The organism is Streptomyces liangshanensis (assembly GCF_011694815.1).
In the GTDB taxonomy this organism is placed as follows: Bacteria; Actinomycetota; Actinomycetes; order Streptomycetales; family Streptomycetaceae; genus Streptomyces; species Streptomyces liangshanensis.
This window is the reverse complement of the sequence record NZ_CP050177.1, coordinates 4,832,223-4,850,898: the sequence shown is the minus strand read 5'-3', so window position 1 is coordinate 4,850,898 and position 18,676 is coordinate 4,832,223. Positions and strand designations below refer to the sequence as shown.

At 72.6% G+C, this 18,676-nt stretch carries 14 protein-coding genes, 1 tRNA gene and 1 pseudogene; 8 read left to right on the top strand and 8 right to left on the bottom strand.

Annotated elements, in window-relative coordinates:
* Position 1: 1 nt before the first annotated feature.
* From HA039_RS21040 to HA039_RS21030, 3 genes are all read right to left on the bottom strand, one after another.
* Complete coding sequence (locus HA039_RS21040; RefSeq protein WP_167032321.1) at positions 2-646, bottom strand: HAD family hydrolase; 645 nt, start codon at positions 644-646, stop codon at positions 2-4.
* Positions 647-831: 185 nt separating this feature from the next.
* Entirely contained in the window at positions 832-3,414 is a 2,583-nt protein-coding gene (locus HA039_RS21035) for an ABC transporter permease (RefSeq protein ID WP_167032318.1), read from the bottom strand.
* A complete protein-coding gene (locus HA039_RS21030) occupies positions 3,411-4,199 on the bottom strand; it encodes an ABC transporter ATP-binding protein (protein WP_167032315.1) in 789 nt (262 codons plus the stop codon). Before HA039_RS21030 ends, HA039_RS21035 begins: the two co-directional genes overlap by 4 nt.
* 349 nt (positions 4,200-4,548) lie before the next feature.
* Here HA039_RS21030 and HA039_RS21025 point away from each other — a divergent pair, with 349 nt between their 5' ends.
* From HA039_RS21025 to HA039_RS34125, 3 genes and pseudogenes are all read left to right on the top strand, one after another.
* Positions 4,549-6,135 (top strand): MFS transporter, encoded by a 1,587-nt coding sequence (locus HA039_RS21025; protein WP_243869630.1) that lies wholly within the window; start codon positions 4,549-4,551, stop codon positions 6,133-6,135.
* Between the two features lie 119 nt (positions 6,136-6,254).
* On the top strand, positions 6,255-7,061 hold the full coding sequence (locus tag HA039_RS21020; RefSeq protein WP_208298672.1) for a phytanoyl-CoA dioxygenase family protein: 807 nt from the start codon (positions 6,255-6,257) through the stop codon (positions 7,059-7,061).
* A pseudogene (locus HA039_RS34125) lies at positions 6,992-7,597 on the top strand (DUF6309 family protein); the annotation flags it as partial. The gene HA039_RS21020 and the pseudogene HA039_RS34125, both read left to right, overlap by 70 nt.
* Before the next feature lie 54 nt (positions 7,598-7,651).
* Here HA039_RS34125 and HA039_RS21010 read toward each other — a convergent pair.
* Positions 7,652-8,398, bottom strand: a complete 747-nt coding sequence (locus HA039_RS21010) for an SDR family oxidoreductase (RefSeq protein WP_167032312.1) — start codon at positions 8,396-8,398, stop codon at positions 7,652-7,654.
* Positions 8,399-8,490: 92 nt separating this feature from the next.
* On the opposite strand from HA039_RS21010, the gene HA039_RS21005 reads away from it, so the two are divergent.
* The gene (locus tag HA039_RS21005) at positions 8,491-9,825 is read left to right on the top strand and encodes an aspartate aminotransferase family protein (protein WP_167032309.1); all 1,335 of its coding nucleotides are present in this window, start codon (positions 8,491-8,493) and stop codon (positions 9,823-9,825) included.
* 68 nt (positions 9,826-9,893) lie between these two features.
* On the opposite strand, the gene HA039_RS21000 is transcribed toward HA039_RS21005, so the two are convergent.
* The 3 genes from HA039_RS21000 to HA039_RS20990 all read right to left on the bottom strand — a co-directional run bounded on the left by HA039_RS21000 (position 9,894) and on the right by HA039_RS20990 (position 14,725).
* Positions 9,894-10,793: a cellulose-binding protein gene (locus HA039_RS21000; RefSeq protein WP_167032307.1), complete on the bottom strand. Its 900-nt coding sequence runs from the start codon at positions 10,791-10,793 to the stop codon at positions 9,894-9,896.
* Between the two features lie 228 nt (positions 10,794-11,021).
* A complete protein-coding gene (locus tag HA039_RS20995) occupies positions 11,022-13,742 on the bottom strand; it encodes an SUKH-4 family immunity protein (RefSeq protein ID WP_167037247.1) in 2,721 nt (906 codons plus the stop codon).
* A 5-nt stretch (positions 13,743-13,747) separates the two neighbouring features.
* Positions 13,748-14,725, bottom strand: a complete 978-nt coding sequence (locus tag HA039_RS20990; protein WP_167032304.1) for an SMI1/KNR4 family protein — start codon at positions 14,723-14,725, stop codon at positions 13,748-13,750.
* Between the two features lie 320 nt (positions 14,726-15,045).
* Between HA039_RS20990 and HA039_RS20985 the strand changes: the two genes are divergently transcribed.
* Positions 15,046-15,546, top strand: coding sequence for a YwqJ-related putative deaminase (locus HA039_RS20985; RefSeq protein WP_167032302.1), 501 nt, complete (start codon positions 15,046-15,048; stop codon positions 15,544-15,546).
* Between the two features lie 8 nt (positions 15,547-15,554).
* Positions 15,555-16,046: an SUKH-3 domain-containing protein gene (locus tag HA039_RS20980; protein ID WP_167032299.1), complete on the top strand. Its 492-nt coding sequence runs from the start codon at positions 15,555-15,557 to the stop codon at positions 16,044-16,046.
* Positions 16,047-16,140: 94 nt separating this feature from the next.
* Here the strand turns inward: HA039_RS20980 and HA039_RS20975 are convergent, their stop codons facing one another.
* Entirely contained in the window at positions 16,141-17,475 is a 1,335-nt protein-coding gene (locus HA039_RS20975; protein ID WP_167032296.1) for a sensor histidine kinase, read from the bottom strand.
* A 156-nt stretch (positions 17,476-17,631) separates the two neighbouring features.
* Here HA039_RS20975 and HA039_RS20970 point away from each other — a divergent pair, with 156 nt between their 5' ends.
* Together HA039_RS20970 and HA039_RS20965 are read left to right on the top strand one after the other, a co-directional pair.
* Positions 17,632-18,501 (top strand): hypothetical protein, encoded by an 870-nt coding sequence (locus HA039_RS20970; protein ID WP_167032294.1) that lies wholly within the window; start codon positions 17,632-17,634, stop codon positions 18,499-18,501.
* Positions 18,502-18,507: 6 nt separating this feature from the next.
* Positions 18,508-18,581, top strand: a tRNA-Gln gene (locus tag HA039_RS20965).
* Positions 18,582-18,676 lie beyond the last annotated feature (95 nt).

Genomic DNA, 18,676 nt, shown 5'->3' with positions numbered 1-18,676 from the left:
TTCAGGCGGCGAAGGCCAGTTCTCCCAGGTCCCGGACACGGCTCTCGACCTCGGTCGGAGCGGGGACGCCCGGGGGGCACGAGGTGACCCAGACGACGGGCAGGCCGGCGGCCCGCGCGGCGAGGAGACCCGCGAAGGAGTCCTCCACGGCCAGTGCGGTCCCGGGCGCGGCGCCGCACTCACGCAGCACGGCACGGTAGGCGTCGGGCGCCGGTTTGGCGGCGATGTCCGGACCCGCGCAGGTCACGGCGGCGAAGTGCTCCCGCACGCCGAGGCGGTCCAGGTGGCCCTCGACCCAGTCCCGGGAGTTCCCGGAGGCCAGGGCCAGCACCCGCCCCTCACGGCGGCAGGCGTCGAGGAACGCGGCCACGCCGGGCAGCAGTGGTTCCTCGTCGGCGCGGCGGCGGTTCTCCCGCTCGAATTCCTCCCACAGCCCGTCGGAGCGCCGTTTTCCGAGAAGGGAGATCAGGCGGGCGCCCAGCGCGCCGCGATCCAGTGTGGCGTCGGTTCTGACAGGCAGCGGGGCAGGGAGGTCAACCCTTTCCCGGTGAAGAATCCTTTGCCATTCCTCGACCGCGATGCGTTCGGTGTCGAGGAGAACTCCGTCGAAGTCGAGAACGATAAGCCGCGGTTTTGCCAACCGCACGGTCGCCCCCATGCATAACCACCCCCGTGATTGGTCTACACCAGAACCTACCCACTGCCCGTCCGGCAGTGCAACCCCTTTCTTCCCGGGATTCCCCGGGCCGGTCGTGCGCAAGGCCCGGAAGGGGGTGCTTCTCCCCTCCCGGGCCTTGCGCACGATGACGTATTCCGGGCCGCGCGGCGGCCTCAGTCGCTCGCGATCGCGTTCAGTACGTTCATCCGGCCCGCCCGGAACGCCGGGACCAGGGCCGCGAACAGTCCCACGAAGGCCGAGGCCACGAAGACGCCCGCGATCGTCGGCCACGGGATCTCCAGGACCCCCAGGCCCTCCAGGGCCAGGAGCTTCTGGGCCGCCGTGCCCCAGCCGAGGCCCAGGCCCAGGCCGAGCAGGGCGCCGAAGACGGCGATGACCACCGACTCCAGGCGGATCATGCGGCGCAGTTGGCGCCGCGAGAGGCCGATCGCCCTCAGGAGGCCGATCTCGCGGGTCCGTTCGACCACCGACAGGGCCAGGGTGTTGACCACGCCCAGCACCGCGACCACGATCGCGAGGCCCAGCAGCCCGTACACGATGTTGAGCAGCTGGCTGACCTGGTCCTTGAGGTCCTGCTTGAAGTCGGTCTGGTCCTGCACCTTGTACTGCGGGTACGGCGCGAGCGACTTCTTGAGGGCCGCGTACGCCTCCTTCTCCTTGCCGTCCTGCGCCGCCGCGAACATGATCATGTTCTTGGGCATCTTGGCGGCCGGCACGTACCGCTCGGCGGTCGTGAGGTTGATGTACATCGCGCCCTTGTCGATGCTCGTGTCGTCCGACGTGATCGCCGCGACCTTGAGCTCCGCCGTCCCGCCGGCCTTGAACGCGACCTTGATCGTGTCCCCGACCTTGACGCCGTGGTCCTTGGCGTACGCGTCCCCGACGGACATGGCGTCCTTGCCGTACGCCGCCGACAGCTCCCCCGCGACGGTCTCGCGGCGCAGGTCCTGCGCGTACGTCGGGTCGGCGGCGATGACGCCCTCGTCCTCCGCCTTGCCGTCCGGCGAGGTCAGCTTGGCGTCGACCATGCGGTACTGGGTGACGTGCGCGATGCCCGGCGTGCTCTCCAGCGCTTCCTGCGCCTTCGGCACGATCGGCGTGTTCGGTACGGACGGCTGGACGATGAAGTCCGCCCCGACCGACTTGTCCAGCTCGTCGGTGGCCGACGCGACCATCGAGGAGCCCACCACCGAGAGGCACGCCACCAGCGCGAGGCCGATCATCAGCGCGGCGCCGGTGGCTCCCGTACGGCGCGGATTGCGCAGCGCGTTGCGCTCCGCGAGCCGGCCGACCGGGCCGAACACCCGCAGCAGCACGGCGCTGAGCACCCGGACCAGACCGCCCGCCAGCAGCGGGCCGATCACGACGAACCCGATGAGCGTGAAGACCACGCCCACGCCGAGGAACAGCGAACCCGCCGCCGCCTCGTCGGCGCGCGTCGCCACCAGGAGGGAGAGGCCGCCCGCCGCCGTGAGCAGCAGCCCGAGGACGGCCCTGAGCAGGCCGGCCCGCCCGTCCGCGGGGGTCCCGGCGTCGCGCAGCGCGGCCATCGGGGAGATCCGCGCGGCGCGCCGGGCGGGGATGTAGGCGGAGACGACGGTGACCAGCACGCCGAGCACGAGCCCGATGACCGGGGTCGTCCACCGCACGGTCAGGTCCTCGGTGGACAGTTCGAGGCCGGTGGCCGACATGAGCTTCATCAGCCCGACCGCGAGCCCCACCCCGGCCGCCACTCCGGCGACCGAGCCGAACACCCCGAGCAGGACCGCCTCGAAGAGCACCGAGCGGTTGATCTGGCCGCGGCTGGAGCCGAGCGCCCGCATCAGCCCGATCTCCCGGGTGCGCTGGGCGACCAGCATCGAGAAGGTGTTGACGATGAGGAAGATGCCGACGAGGAAGGCGATCCCGGCGAAGCCGAGCATCGCGTACTTCATCACGTCCAGGAAGGACCCGACGTCGGAACGGTTCGCGTCGGCGGCCTCCTTCTGCGTCTGGATCTTGTACGTCCCCGTGCCGAGGGCCGCCGTCACGTCCTGCTTGAGCTTCGTGTCGCTGACACCCGCGTCGGCGGTGACGTGCAGCTGGGTGAACCGGCCGGGGCCGCCGAGCAGTTCGCGCTGGGCCGTCGCGGTGTCCAGGTAGAGGACCGTCGCGCCGGGGTTGGTGACCTTGAAGGCGGCGATGCCGGTGATCTTCTTGGTGAAGGTCCCGGTGACGGCGATCGCGCGCAGCTCGTCACCGATCTTGATGTGGTGCTTGTCGGCGGTGTCGGCGTCGATCATCGCCTCGGTGGGACCGCGCGGCGCGTGGCCGGAGGCGATCTCCATCGAACGCAGGTCGTTGCGCGTCCAGTTGCCGACGAACGTGGGGGCGCCGGTCGTGGCGCCCACGTTCTTGTTCTCCGCGTTGACGACGGTCACACTCTCGCTGCTGACCGCGCCCTCGACGGACTTCACCCCGGCCACCGCGCCGACCCGTTCGAGGGCCGAGGCGGGCAGGGTCTCGGGCTTGCCGGTCCCCGACTGCTGGCCGCCCTCCCCGCCCGACGACTTGGGGCTCACCGTCACGTCCGGGGAGGTGATGGCGAAGAGCTTGTCGAACGTCGTGTTCATCGTGTCGGTGAAGACGAGCGTGCCGGAGACGAACGCCACCGACAGCAGGACCGCGACGGCGGACAGCGCCATCCGCCCCTTGTGCGCGAAGAAGTTGCGCATCGAGGTCTTGACCACGGTCACGACGTCCGCCCCCGCGCGTCGAAGTCCTTCATCCGGTCGAGTACGGCTTCGGCCGTCGGCCGGAACATCTCGTCCACGATCCGGCCGTCCGCGAGGTACAGCACCCGGTCCGCGTAGGACGCGGCGACCGGGTCGTGCGTGACCATCACGATCGTCTGGCCCAGGTCGTCGACGGACCGGCGCAGGAAGCCCAACACCTCGGCGCCGGCCCGCGAGTCCAGGTTCCCCGTCGGCTCGTCACCGAAGATGATCTCGGGGCGGGCGGCGAGCGCCCTGGCCACCGCGACCCGCTGCTGCTGGCCGCCGGACAGCTGCGTCGGCCGGTGCTTGAGCCGGTCGGCCAGGCCCACCGTCTCCACCACCTTCCGCAGCCACTCGGCGTCCGGCTTACGGCCGGCGATGTCCATCGGCAGCGTGATGTTCTCCAGCGCGTTGAGCGTCGGCAGGAGGTTGAACGCCTGGAAGATGAAGCCGATCCGGTCCCGGCGCAGCTGCGTCAGGCGCTTGTCCTTGAGCTTCGTTATCTCGGTCTCGTCGAGGTGGATCTCCCCCGACGTCACCGTGTCGAGCCCGGCGAGGCAGTGCATCAGCGTCGACTTGCCGGAGCCCGAGGGCCCCATGATCGCTGTGAACTCCCCCCGGGCGACGTCCACGTCGACGTGGTCGAGTGCCACGACGCGGGTCTCGCCCGCCCCGTACGCCTTGACGACCTGCCGCGCTCGCGCCGCGACGGCCGTACGCCCTCCAGTGCCCCCGTGCCTGGGGATGGTTGCAGCCGTTGTCACGGTCATTCTCCTCAGTGAGTCGTTCCCCCGCCGCGTCCGCCGCGACGGGGTCCCCTTGATGTGCTCCGAGTCTGTCGGCCGACGCCCGCCCGCACCCTGGTGCGCGGCGGTGTCTTCACCAGGGGGCTTTCCCCACCCCCCGGGTGCGGTCGCCCCCCGTACCGGCGACCGCCGTTGCCGTATGTCCAAGCTAAAGACCACGGCCGTCTCTACGCGTCCTCCACCCGAAGGACAGGCCCCTGGACAGAAGTAAGGAGAAGCCCCTAGGGGATTCCTCCCGGAGGAGGAGCCGCGGGGGGTGGGGGTGAGAGGGTGTCCCCGGCAGATACGTGCAGGGGGAAGGAATCTTGTGGGCGGCGGCACCGAGGACACCGAAGCGATAGCCGGCGCCGCTCCCGCCCCTCCGCGCGGGCGCGGCCCCGTCGTCGCGGCGCTCATGCTGGGCATGGCGCTCGCCGCCCTCGACGGCACCATCGTCGCCACGGCCGTCCCGCAGATCGTCGGCGACCTCGGCGGATTCTCCGTCTTCTCCTGGCTGTTCTCCGGCTACCTGCTCGCCGTGACGGTCACCCTGCCCGTGTACGGGAAACTCTCCGACACCCTCGGCCGCAAGCCCGTCCTGATCGCCGGCATCGTCATCTTCCTCATCGGGTCCGTCCTCTGCGCGAGCGCCTGGAACATGGCCGCCCTCATCGCCTTCCGCGTCGTCCAGGGCCTCGGCGGCGGCGCGCTCCAGGGCACGGTGCAGACCATCGCCGCGGACCTGTACCCCCTGAAGGAACGCCCCAGGATCCAGGCGAAGTTGTCCACCGTCTGGGCGAGCGCCTCGGTCGCGGGGCCGCTGGTCGGCGGGCTGTTCGCGGGGTACGCGGACTGGCGGTGGATCTTCCTCGTCAACCTGCCCGTCGGCGCGGTGGCGCTCTGGCTCGTCGTCCGCCACCTGCACGAACCGGCCAGGCCCGGCGCGGGACCGCGCCCCCGGGTCGACTGGGCCGGCTCGCTCGCGGTCTTCGCCACCGCGACGCTGCTGCTCACCGCGCTCGTGCAGGGCGGGGTGGCGTGGCCCTGGCTCTCCGTACCCTCCCTGGGACTTCTCGCGGGGAGCGCGGCACTGGCCTGCCTGACCGTGCTGATCGAACGCCGGGCCGCCGACCCGATCATCCCCGGCTGGGTGTGGAAGCGCCGGACGATCGCGGCGGTCAACCTCGCGCTGGGCGCGCTCGGGCTGCTGATCGTCGCGCCGACCGTCTTCCTGCCGACGTACGCGCAGTCCGTCCTCGGCCTCGGGCCGATCGCGGCGGGCTTCGTGCTGTCCGCGATGACGCTGAGCTGGCCGGTGAGCGCGGCGCTGTCCAACCGCGTGTACAACCGGATCGGCTTCCGCAGGACCGCGATCACCGGGATGTGCGTCGCGCTGGCGGTCCTCCTGGCGTTCCCGCTGCTGCCCTTCCCCGGGGAGGCGTGGCAGCCGGCGCTGATCATGCTGGTCCTCGGGGCGGGGCTGGGGCTGTTCCAACTCCCCCTGATCATCGGGGTCCAGTCGTCCGTGGGCTGGGCGGAGCGGGGTACGGCGACCGCGTCGATCCTCTTCAACCGCCAGATCGGGCAGAGCGTGGGCGCGGCGGTGTTCGGGGCGGTGGCGAACGGCGTCCTGGCGTCGCGCCTGGCGGCGGGGGCGGGGGCCGGGGCGGGCTCCGGGGCGGCGGGTTCGGCGGGTTCGGCGGCCGAGGCCGGGCTGCCCGGGGACCTGGACGCGGTGTCCTCGGCGCTGAGCCACCCCGGTGCGCTGAGCGCGTCCTCGGAGGAGTACCTGCGCCGGGCGGTGGACGCGGCGGTGGACCACGTGTTCGTGGGCGCGGCGGGGGCGGCGGTGCTGTGCGTCCTGGTCCTGCTGTTCGTGGCGCCGCGCGAGTTCCCGGTGCTGCCGGACGAGTAGGCGGGGACCGGCCAACTCGTAGCGTCACCGCATGACTCCGGAGCGCTCTGGACAGGGATGGCGGGACCCGGTCTACCCGAGTAGGCCGACCAACCGGTGAACACTGGAGGTTCAGCCGCGTGATCGCTTCGGATGTCGCAGCCCAGATCGGGGAGTTCGACAAGAACGGCTTCCTGGTGCTTCCCGGCCTGCTGCCGGCCCCCTTTGTCGAGCGCCTGACCCGGGAGGTCGACCACTGGGTCGATTCCGGGCTGCGGCAGCGCTCCATCGACGCCTGCTTACGCCCCGAGCGGTCCCCGTTACCGGAGACCGTCGAGCTGGAGATGACGGCACACGGGGAACTGGTCGTGTTCCCGCCGCTTCTGGAGCTGCTGGAGGACACGAACCTGCTCGGCCCCGCCTTCGTGTTCCACCACCTCCACAGCGACCGCCGCCCCTCCGGGGCCCCGGGCAAGCCTTGGCACCACGACTACGAGCAACGGCCCCAGCGCCACCGGCGGCTCCCGATGGTCCACGTGCTCCACTACCTCCACGGCCTGCGGCCGGGCATGGGGCCGCTCGCCGTACTGCCCGGCTCGCACCACGAGGTCGCGGAGAAGAACGCCCGCGCGCACCTGGGCACGGACGTCCTGCCGGGAGAGGTCGTGATCACCGAACTGCCCCCGGGCTCCGTGGTCGTCCTCCACTCCGCGCTGTTCCACACCCGGCGCACCGGGGACACGTCCGCGACCGTGGATTCCGGCCGGTACATGATCGACGCCTCGTACTGCCGTACGGGCGAACCGTGGCCGCCGGTCAAGCCGTACTGGCGGCGGATCCTCGCGGCCGGCCGGGAACGGCGCCTGGGACACGGGCGATGGGCGGAGCTGTTCGAGGAACGCCACTTCGGCGCGTACGAGCCGGACCGGGCGGGGCGGGCCGCGTGAGGGTCCTGCGGGAGGTGTCCTTCGACCGGGTCCTGGACCACTTCGCGCTGCACCACCCCTACCACCCCGGGGACCCGGCCAACTCCAACGACGAGGCGGAGACCCACATCCGCCGCGCGCAGACCCTCGCGGACGGCCGCTGGCACCACGTGCTGCTGGAGGTCCCCGAGGTCCGCGAGGTGGTGCTGCCCTGGCATCTGGGCGAGGACGGGGAGGTCGAGCTGATCCCGCGGACGGGCCTCACCGTGCGGGCCGCCGCCGGCCGGCTGGCCGCCCTCGGGGACACGTACACCGCGTCCAATCCCCTGTGTGCCCGCAAGCTGGGCCGCCAGGCCGACGCCGAGCCCTCGGCGGTGTTCCTGAGCACCAGGGCGGTGGAAGGACCGGACTACGAGGGGCTGTCCGTCCGGGAAGGACTGATCCACCTCGACGGGCTCCACCGGATGCTGGCCTGGGAGCGGGTCGGGTGGCCGGCGCCCGGACGGCTGCTGGAGGCGTACGTGGCGGGGCTCTCCCCGGCCGACGTACGGGAGGCGGTGTCCCCGGCCGACGTACGGGAGGGTCTGTCCCCCGCCGACGTACGGGACGGGCTATCCCCGGCCGACGTACGGCATGGCGCTCGGCATGACCAGGACGGACTGGATGTTCACCCCGGCCGGAAGAGCGGCCATGGCCCGGACCATGTCGACCACGTGCCGGATGTCCATGGTGGGTTCCACCCGCAGTGACCCGTCGGGCTGCCGGACGGCCGGCTGCGGGCGGTCGTCCGGCGTCACGTTGCCGATGTCGATCTGGCCGCAGGAGATGTCGTGGCGGCGCCCGTCGAGCGAGAGCGAGCGGGTGAGGCCGGCCACGGCGTGCTTGGCCGCGGTGAAGGCGATCGAGTCCGGTCGCGGCATCTGGGCGGAAGGGGCCCCGTTGTTGATGATCCGTCCGCCCTTCGGGGTCTGCGCCTTCATGACCCGGAAGGCGGCCCGGGAGCAGAGGAAGGTTCCGGTGGCGACCGAGTCCATGACCCGGTGCCAGTCCGCCACCTCCACGTCCTCGGTGGGCGTGTACGGCATGAGGTCGGCGGCGTTGTTGAACAGGAGGTCCAGCCGTCCGTACCGCTCCACCACGGCCGAGAACAGCGCGTCCACGGACCGCGCGTCGGTGACGTCCGAGGCCAGCACCACCGCCCGCTCGCGGTCACCCGCGCCGGCCAGGTCCGCCGACTCCCGCAGCCGCTCCTCGCGCCGGCCGGTCAGCACGACCCTCCAGCCGTCGGCCAGCAGGCCCAGGGCGCAGGCCCGCCCGATCCCGCTGCCCGCTCCCGTGACCAGAGCCGTCCTCACCACACCGCACCACCCCTTCGTGCCACACCCCACGGCGCCGTTCCGGACCACCCGGAAGCGTGTCCCCGGCCGTACCCCAGCAAACAGGAGTGACCATGAATGACCGCTTACAGGCCCTGCACGGCACGGACGGCAGCAGGACGTGGTTCGAGCGCGCGCGGCACTCCCTCGCGGGCGGGATCAGCTCGTCCTCCCGGCTCACCTCCACCGGGCCGCACCCCTACCCCCTCTACATCACCAGCGGGTCCGGCTCCCGGATTCGCGACGTCGACGGCAACGAGTACATCGACTACCTCATCTCCTACGGAAGCGCCGTTCTCGGCCACGCCCCGCCCGTGCTGACGGAAGCCCTCACCCAGGTCCTGCACACCGGCACGATGTTCGGCACCTGCAACGTCCCGGAGGTGGAACTGGCCGAGACGATCTGCCGGATGGTGCCCTGCGCGGAACTCGTCCGCTTCGCGAACTCCGGGAGCGAGGCCGTGCAGGGTGCCGTACGGGCCGCCCGCGGCCACACCGGGCGCTCCCGGATCCTGAAGTTCGAAGGGCACTACCACGGCTGGTCCGACACCCTGGCGATCTCCAACCGCCCCACGGAGGCCGAGGCCGGTCCCGCCGCCACACCACGGTCCGTCCCGCACTCCCCGGGCATCCCCGCGGGTGTCGTGGAGGACGTGGTGGTCTGCCCCTGGAACGACCTGACCGCGCTGCGCGCGGCGCTCAACGCCCACGCCGGGGAACTCGCCGCCGTCATCTGTGAGCCGATCGTCGCCAACAACGCCTGCACCATGCCCGAGCCGGGATACCTGGAGGCGCTGCGCGAGGAGTGCACCGCCCGCAACATCGTGCTGATCTTCGACGAGGTCTGCACCGGATTCCGCACCGGCCCCGGCGGCGCCCAGGCCCTCTTCGGCGTGGAACCCGACCTGGCCGTGTTCTCCAAGGCGCTCGGGGGCGGTCTGCCCATCGCCGCCTTCGCCGGGCGCCGGGAGATCATGGACGCGCTCGCCTCGGGACGCGTCAAGCACGGCGGCACGTACAACGCCTCGCCGCTGTGCGCGACGGCCGCGCTGGAGACCCTGCGGCAACTCGGCGATCCCGCCGTCGTCCGACGGATCGACGACACCGGCCGCCAGATCATGGAGACGGCCCGGAAGGCGGCGCACGACCAGGGCATCCCCTGCTCCGTGCAAGGCGTCGGCGCCATGTTCCAGACCGTCTTCACCCCCGAGGGCCGCCCCACCCGCGACTACCGCGACCTGCTGGACGTCGACCAGGCCCGGTCCCACACCTTCCGCCACGAACTCCTCAAACGCGGGGTCCACGCCAACGCCTTCCCCATGGCCTGCTGGTTCGTCTCCTCCACGGTCACCGACGACGACCTCGCGGCCACCTGCGCGGCGGTCACGGAGGCGTTCAAGGCCCTGTGACGCGTGCCGCGACGCCTGCCGCCGGACGGGCTCGGCGGGGCCGGGCAAGGGTGACGGGGTGGGGACGCTCAGCCCTCCGCGGGTGCCCGGCCCGTCAGGGCCGCCAGGGCGTTGCGGACCGAGGTCATGTGGGCCCGCACCTCCTCCCCCGCCGCCTCGTGCGCCCGGGCCGCGCCCTCCGCGTCGCGCAGGACGCGGTCCGCCGACGCGCCCGCCGCCGCCAGCAGTTCCGCCGCGCGGGCCTGAGCGTCCTCCTGGCCGTGCCGGGCCCGCTCGCCCGCCTCGGAGAACGCGCGCTGCGCCTCCGTCAGCTCCGCCTGCGCGTACGCGGACAGTTCCGCGGTACGGACCTCCCACTCGGCCTCGCGCGACGCGATCTCCCGCTCCGTCGCCGCGAGCCGCTCCGCGTGGCCCTTCTCCAGGCCCTCCAGCACCGCCTGGGTCCGGCGGCGCATCTCCCGCAGTTCCTCCAGCGCCTCCCCGCGCCATCCCTTCGCCTCGCCCCGCGCCTCGGCGCGCTCGGCGTCCGCCACCGCCCGGGCCGCGCCGACCACGTCCCGTACGTACGCCTCCGCCTCCGCCCGTACCGCCTCCGACGCCTCCCGCGCCGCCTCCTTGGCCTCCCGGCCCTCCGCCCTCGCCGTGTCGAGGAGCGCCCTGGCCTCCTCGCGGGCCTCGGCCCGCACCCGGTCGCCCTCGTCGGCGGTCAGCGTCATGATCTGCGGGGCCCGGCCGCCGAGCGACTCGTACGTCTGCGGCCCCCGCGCCCGCACCTCCTCCAGCCGCTCCCGCAGCAGCGCCGCCTCGCCCTCCATGCGCTTGGCGAGGACGGTGAGCCGGGCCGCGCGTTCCCACGCGTCGTCACGGCCCTGGGACAGCGCGGCGACCTGGTGGTCCACCTGCTCCGGGTGGTACCCGCGCCCCCGCGTGGGCACGAAACCGTGAACAGACGGCTGAGCAGCACTCATCGGGAAGCCCCTTCCGGCACACAACGCGATCCGGCGCACATCCTGCTGGATCGAAGCGAAATGCGCATAATGCGACACTCCGCCCATCTGTCCTGCCCAAGGATGCGGCACGCTACGCGGAATGCCTGAATCCGCTGCTCAAGAGGGAGCCGCGCCGCAAACAGACCTGGGCGCCCCCCGCATCACGCGGAGGGCGCCCAGGTCATCCGTACAGCACGCCGGAAGGCTTCAGAGCAGCCCGTCCCACATCTGCTCCAGCAGCACCGACCACCAGCTCTCCGGCGACGACAGCGCCGCCGGGTCGAGCGCCGCCAGCTGCGCCTGGAAGTCGACCGTCCAGCGCCCCGCCTGCTCCGGCGTCAGCCCGTACCGCAGCCGCCACATCCGCCCCAGCAACGCCAGCGAACGCGTGAACTCCGGCAGCCCCGTGTTCACGAACTGCGGCGGCACCGACTGCCCGCCCGGACCCGGCTCGACCGGCACGGCCATGATGTGCGCCGTCCCGTACTGGACACAGATCGCCCGCCCGAAGTCACTGCCCATCACCAGGTACGACCCCGCGTCGGCGGCCGGCTGGATCTGCCGCTGCGCCGCCAGCTCCGCCAGCGTCGGCACCACCGGGTGGGCCGGCTGCGCCCAGAAGAACGGCCCGAAGTCGGCCGGCAGCCCCGCCCACACGAGCGTGCGCGCCACCAGGTCGGGCACCCCCTGCCGGGACACCGCCCGCTGGTCGAACCGGCAGATGCCCTGCGGGCCGAACGCCCCCAGCAGCTCCTGCGCGACGCCCTCGGGCGGGATCGGCGGCGCGGGCGGGATCTGCGGCAGCGGCGCCCGCACCGGCGCGGGGCGTGCCGGACCGTCGGCTACCTGGTGCAACTCGCCCTGGTGGGTCAGCAGATGCCGCATCCCCTGCTGCCGGCTCGCGTGGTCCTGCCCGTACGGCGCGACGCTGGTGATCCGCACCTGCGGCCAGCTCTCCCGGATCATCCGCGCGCAGTACGCGCCCGGCAGCTCGCAGGACTCCAACTCCGTGTGGAGTTCGAGGACCTGCTGCGGCGGCACGTTCATCGCCCGCAGCTCGTGCAGGATCTGCCACTCGGGATGCGGCGTGCCGGGCGCCGAGCGGCGGATCAGCTGCGCCTCGGAACCGTCGGGCGCGCGGTAGCGCAGGACGGCCTGGTAGCCGGGGCCGACCGTCGGCAGACCGTAGGGCTGCTGCGGGTAGCCGTACGGCGGGGGCACGGGCGCCGGCGCCTGAGGCACCGGACCGGGGCCCTGGGGTGCCATGCCGTGCGGGACGGGACCGGGGGCGTACGGTACCGGGCCCGGCGGTACGGGACCGTGGCCGCCGCCCGGCACGCCGGGGGGACCCGGGGGCTGCGGCGGACCGGATGGCGGACCCACCGGGTTGGGACCCGCGAGCATCGTCGCGGCGTGGTGGACCCCGCCCGGGGGCGTGCCCGGCTGCTGCGGGCCGCCCGCGCCGGGGACGCCGGGCGGGCCGGGAGGCTGGGGGGCGCCCGCGCCGGGGGCGCCGGGCGGGCCCGGGGGCTGCGGCGGACCGGACGGCGGGCCGACCGGGTTGGGACCCGCGAGCATCGTCGCGGCGTGGTGCACCCCGCCCGGGGGCGTACCGGGGACACCCGGCGGACCGGGCGGTCTCGGGGCGTCGGAGCCCTGCTGCGGGACGAGTTGGGTCGGCAGGTAGCCGCCCGCCGGTACGCCGGGCGCACCCGGGCCGGACGTCGGCGGTGTCCCGCCGGGCGCCCCGGGGACACCGGGCGGGCTCGGCGGCGGAGGCGGGGCGGAACCGCCCCCGCGTCCGCCGCGCGGCGGCGCGTACGCCTTGCTGGTCGCGGCGTCGGCGATGTCACCGGCGCTGGGGGCGGGACCGACGCCGGAACCGGCGCCGGGGGGCGGGGCGGGACCGCCGGGGGGCGCGGGCGTCGCGCCCGGAGCACCGCCAGGACCCGCGGCCGGACCGCCCCCCGCGCCGTCGAACGCCGGAGCCGGCGCGATCGTGGTCCTCGGCAGCCCGCTACCGCTCGACATCAGGGCCGTCGGGGCGTCAGCGCCCAGGCCCGGCGGGGGAGTGTCCTCGTCATCCGCGCCGGAGAGCGCCGGTGCGAAGACCGTCTCCGGCAGCGGTACGGAACCGTCGGCCGGCGCCGCGTTCGTGTCCGTCCCGGCCCACGGCGTCGCCCCGATCGGCACGGACGACGGCGGGGCGGTCGGCACGGCGTCGGCGGGAGCCACTTCGGTACGGGCCGCGGTGGCGGGCAACACGTCGGTGGGAGCGGCGTCCGCCGGGAAGGCGTCCGCAGGAGCGGGCACGGGAGCCGCGTCCGCAGGAGCGGGAGCGGGAGCCGCGTCCGAGGGCGCGTACCCCCCGCCCGCCGCGAGCGGCGCCGCACCGGCCAACGAGCCGCCGCCGAGCGAGCCGTTGCCGCCCAGCGACCCGTTGCCGGGCGCGCCGTCCCCGTACCCCCGTACAAGATCGGTCGGCGCGTCCTCCGGCGACGGGGACGGCACCGGCACCTGTGGCGAGGACGGCGACTGGCCCTCCCGGCGGTCCGGGATGCCCAGCCGGTCCGCCGCCTCCTGGAGCCACTCCGGCGGCGTCAACAGGAACGACGTCTGGTTCAGGTCGATGCGCTGCGGCGGCTCCGGCGCGGGCACGGCGTCCGAAGGCGCCCCGTACTGCTCCTCGTACCGCCGGATCACCTCACCCACCGGCAACGCCGGCCACAGCGACGCGTCCCCGCTGTCCCTCGCGATCACCAGCCGGTGCCGCCCGCCGTCCGAGATCGGACCGCCCTCGCGGTCCTCCGCCCAGACCACGAAGCCCAGCTCGAACTCCCGCACCCGCACCTCACGATGCTGATAACCGGGCAGCTCGCCGTTGATCCACTCCTCGGCGCGCTCCTGCGCCTGCGCGAAGGTCACCATCGCGGTCATCCCCCCACCGGGACGGCGCGCGCGAAGCCGCCGTCCACCATCAGGTTCGCCACCGTCTCCAACTCCGGCGGACTGCCCGCCAGACGGAGCAGGAAGGCGTCGAAGTCGTCCCCGCACGGCAGCAACAGCCGCTCCACCCGCTCCTGGACACTCCAGCCGTCCTGGTCACGGGCGTCGTCGTACGCGCAGAACCAGACCGAACCGATCCGGTCGCCCTTCACCTTGACCGCCAGAATGCCGCCCTGGACGAAGCCCACCGCCAGGTAGTCCTTCGTCAGGTGGTCCCGCAGGCACTTGTTCACGTACACCAGGTCGTTGAACGCCGCCTCGTCACGCACCGTGAAGAACGGCTGGTCCACCAGCAGCCCCAACTCCGCGTCGAGCGCCACCCCCACCGGCGCACAGCCCCCCGCCGCCTTCAGGAACGAGCGGTACGCCCCCGGCAACCGGTAGCCGAGATCCTCCTCGACCCCCAGCACCTGCTGCTCGGTCACCGACACCGCCCCCTTGGGCAGCCCGAAATGACCCGGCCTCGTCTCCTGGAGCGGCCGCGTCCCGCGCTTCGCGTGATCCACCCGCGCCGCCGCCAGACCACCGTGATGCCGCAACAGCGCCTTCACCTCGACCGGCACCAGCACCAGCCGGCGCGAACCCGGCGCGTGATGCCACGTCCAGCCGTGCGGCGTCGCCACCGCCGGGATCGTGTCCCACAACTCGTGCCCCGCGGCGGCCAGCGCGGCATTCGCCGACACATAGTCCGTGAGCCGCAGTTCGTCCACCCCGAACCCCTCCGGGGGGTCCGCTATCTCCGCGGCGGCACGCGCGTACGGCACGAAGTCCGGACGGCCGTCATCGTCCACCCGCACACCCCCCGGGTGGCGGGACGCCCGGACCGGGTCCGGGAAATGCACGACCTGCCCGGCGTAGGCCGCGTTCGGTGGCGCGGCTTGCTGCCCGAGCCGACCTGTCGTCATGGCGGTTGCCCCCTGCTGCTTCCGGCTGGTTCAGCACAGCCCTGGTTCAGGACAGCCTATGCCGTGGGGCAAGAGGCGACCCAGACGCTCCGCACCCCCCGCACACCCCCCGCCGCACTCCCCGCCACACCCGCCCCCACCTCGTGACCAACGGTCACAGCGAGGTGACCCAGAGCCGACAGAAACCCCCGATTCATGCCCCGGAGCGCCCGATTCATGCCCCAGCTTTCCCACGGCCCGTCACATTTGGCAGGCTGTCCCCTCAACACGGGGGCGTGACACCAGCGGCTTCCCGCCGCGGGCACGGGAGGGACAGCACCTTGCACACAGCACCGACCGACACGTCCGGCGACCCACGCCTCAGCTGGAGCAGCACCGAACCGCACCGGGCACCCGCCCTCCGGCAACGCCGCGACGGCATCCTGCCCGCCGTCGCGGCGGCGCTCACCGTACGCGGCGAAACCCTCACCTGCACCGCGGGCAAGGCCGACCGGCCGCCGACGCTGCACCCCCTCGTCCAGGACTTCCTCGACACGCTCGGCAGCGCCCAGAGGGAACGGTTCACCGGCCGCTGCCCCGAAGCGATCCTGCTCTCCCGCCACCTCACCGCCACCGAGGAGAACCGCTCCAAGCGCGCCCGGCGCAAACCCCTCACCCACGGCGAGGCACGCCGCTCCCTCAAGCAGGCCAAACTGACCGCCCGCCGCATCCGCGAGGACGGCGACCCCCTCCACGGCAGCTACGCGCCGCCGTGCCGGTCCTGTACGGCCATGCTCGCCCACTTCGGCGTGCAGGCGGTCGACCCCACCGAGAAGAACTGAGCCGCGCCATGCCCGACCTCTCCACCACCCGCTTCCCCGTGCCCATCGACGCCGCGCTCCGCGACGCCGGCTGGCAGCCCGGACGATGGGACATAAAGCAGGCCGAGGAATGGGCGGACACCCTCCGCGCCCACATCACCCCCGCCGGCCACACCCACGCCGTGTTCCCCGCCGCCGTCGAGGCCTGGGCGGAGTTCGGCGGGCTGCGCGTCACCGCGCCAGGACCCGGCCGCCAGATAGCGCCCGTCGCGTTCCGCATCGACCCGCTGGCCGGCATCCACCTCGCCCGCACCCTCTCCGACCTCGGGCGCTCCCTCGAAACCGGGATGAGCCCCCTCGGCGAGGACGACGGACAGGGAATCCTCGCGATCGACGACACCGGGGCCGTCTACAGCATCGACCACACCGGCGACTGGTTCCTCGGCCCTGACATCGACCAGGCACTGGGCACCCTGATCACCGGCAAACTCCCGACCCGGCTGACCGAGACGGAAGCCTGACCCCGGGCGGACGCCGACCGCGACCCTCCACCGAGGCCGCACCGGCACCCAGGCAGCCCGGCACGCACCCCGCACCTCGCACCCGCACCCGCACTCAGGCAGCCCGGTACGGCAACACCGCCGACACCCGGAAACCCCCCGCGTCCGTCTCACCCGAGACGAACACCCCGCCCAGCGCCGTCACCCGCTCCCGCATCCCCACCAGACCGTTACCGCCGCTCGGCAGCCCCAGACCCGCGTCCTGCGCCGCACGGTCCGACGGACCGTTCTCCACCTGCATCGCCACCTCCGCCTCGCGATGCGCCAACCGCACGACCACCTTCGCGCCCGACGCGTGCTTCAACACGTTCGTCAACGCCTCCTGCACCACCCGGTACGCCGTCTGCTCCACCTCGGGGGCATACGCGCGCGACTCACCGTGCACCGCCAACTCCACGACCATGCCCGTCTCCCGCGACTGCCCCACCAGCGCCTCGATGTCCCCCATCCCCGGACCGTCCTCCGCCGCCGCGGCCGCCGCGGCCGCCGCCGCCAGCCCCACCGCCGCCAACGGCACCGTCAGCGACGGCCCCGCGTCCGAGGCCTTGCGCGCCGCGACCTGCTCCCCCGCCCGCAACACCCCGAGCATCTCGCGCAACTCCGTCAACGCCTGACGCCCCATGTCGCCCACCAACGCCGCGTTCTTCACCGCCTTCGGCGGATCCTTCAGCGCCACCGCCTGCAACGCCGCCGCGTGCACCACCATCAGACTCACCCGGTGCGCCACCACGTCGTGCATCTCCCGCGCGATCCGCGTCCGCTCCTCCGTCCGCGCCCACTCGGCCCGCTGCTCCGCCCGGTCCGCCAGCAGCGACAGCTCCTGCTCCAGGCTGTCGGCCCGCTCCCGCAGGCTCTCCATCAGCCGGCGCCGCGCCCCGACGTACAGCCCGAAGAGCACGGGCGGGGCGGTCAGGCCGACGGACATCATGAGCGCGATGAGCGGCACGTACCACCGGGAGGTGTCGAAGTCCCCCTGCGACACGCTCTGCCGGGTCCTGACGAACGTGACGATCAGCGTCCCCGCCAGCTGCATCCCGGCCAGCGCGGCGATGACGCGGCGCGGCAGCTCGGAGGCGGCGAGGGTGTAGAGCCCGACGACCGCCATCAGGAAGCCCATCTCCGCCGGGGTCACGGCGATCGAGACGAGCACCACGCTGGCGGGCCACCGCCGCCGCAGGAGCAGTACGGAACCGGCCAGCAGGCCGAAGACCACCCCCACCGGTACGGGCAGCACGGCGGTGTCCGCGAACCGGACCCCCTCCAGCCCGCACTCCAGGGCCGACACACCGGCCAGCCCCACGTCCAGAACAACACTCCGCCGACGCTCCCACCACCAGTAGCCGCGGGCGGTCGGGCCCGCGGCGTCCTGATGTGCCCCCGTTGTGGTCATGTCTCCCAGCCTACGGGCGGGCGCGACCCAATTTCTTGTGTCCTGGATCGCGCGGGACGGGACGAGGGACACAGCAGAGGGAGAGCGATCACTCGAACTGGTGAATCGCCCGTACATTCGAGCCGGAAGTCCGGATTCCGTACGACGATCTGTCCCATGACAGCGATGAGCAACAAATATGCCGACTTCGAGGGACTCCGGGAGCGGGCGGTGGCGCTGCGACGGGAGGGGTTGAGCCGCCGCCAGATCCGCGACCGGCTCTACGTCGACAACAACGACCTCCTCAACCGCCTCCTGGAGGGCGAACCGGCCCCGGAATGGACGAAGCGACCGCGAGCGAAGGACGACCTGCGCGAGAAGGCGCGCGAGCTGCGCCTACAGGGGCTCACGTACGACCAGATCCAGGTGGAGCTGGGGTGCTCGAAGGGTTCCATCTCCTTATGGGTCCGAGACCTGCCGAAGCCGCCGAGGCGCACCCGCGAGGAGGCGTCGGCGATCGCGCGGCGGGGCTGGGAGGTAACGCTCGCGCGGCGTGAGGTGGAGCGTCAGGAAACCAAGAGCCGAGCGACAGCCGAGATAGGCACCCTGTCCGACCGAGAACTGTTCATGACCGGCGTCGCCCTCTATTGGGCCGAGGGCACGAAGGACAAGCCTTACGACCGCCGGGAGACGGTCATCTTCGTCAACAGCGACCTCGGGGTGATTCGCGTCTTCCTGTCCTGGCTCAACCTGGTCGGAGTAGCGCCTGAGCACCTTTCCTATCGCGTAATGATCCATGAGTCGGCCGACGTGACGGCTGCGGAACAGTACTGGGCGGACCAGCTCGACGTCGACGTGAAGACGTTCAAGAGGACCACCCTCAAGCGGCACAACCCGAAGACCGTGAGGAAGAACGTCGGGGACAGCTACCGCGGTTGCCTCGTCGTCCGAGTAGCCCAGGGAGCCGACTTGTACCGTCGCATCGAGGGGTGGTGGTGCGGCATAGTAAACTCTGCATCCGCAGCCGATCCTCGAAATCGGACATAGCGGTAATCCCGGGTCGTCTAAGGGCAAGACGTCAGATTTTGGATCTGATCATGAGGGTTCGAGTCCTTCCCCGGGAGCCACAGTTCGGGTCCTGACCTCCCAGGTCAGGACCCGTCCTCATGTCCGCCACGAAACCCCCCGGTATCCTGCGGTGGTCCACCACCCGAAGCCGAAG

Excerpts from the sequence above, each read along its gene's own strand:
- HA039_RS20995 (WP_167037247.1), bottom strand. The coding sequence starts at position 13,742 with ATGGTGACCTTCGCGCAGGCGCAGGAGCGCGCCGAGGAGTGGATCAAC.
- HA039_RS21005 (WP_167032309.1), top strand. The coding sequence starts at position 8,491 with ATGAATGACCGCTTACAGGCCCTGCACGGCACGGACGGCAGCAGGACG.
- HA039_RS20980 (WP_167032299.1), top strand. The coding sequence starts at position 15,555 with ATGCCCGACCTCTCCACCACCCGCTTCCCCGTGCCCATCGACGCCGCG.
- HA039_RS21000 (WP_167032307.1), bottom strand. The coding sequence starts at position 10,793 with ATGAGTGCTGCTCAGCCGTCTGTTCACGGTTTCGTGCCCACGCGGGGG.
- HA039_RS20970 (WP_167032294.1), top strand. The coding sequence starts at position 17,632 with ATGACAGCGATGAGCAACAAATATGCCGACTTCGAGGGACTCCGGGAG.
- HA039_RS20990 (WP_167032304.1), bottom strand. The coding sequence starts at position 14,725 with ATGACGACAGGTCGGCTCGGGCAGCAAGCCGCGCCACCGAACGCGGCC.
- HA039_RS20975 (WP_167032296.1), bottom strand. The coding sequence starts at position 17,475 with ATGACCACAACGGGGGCACATCAGGACGCCGCGGGCCCGACCGCCCGC.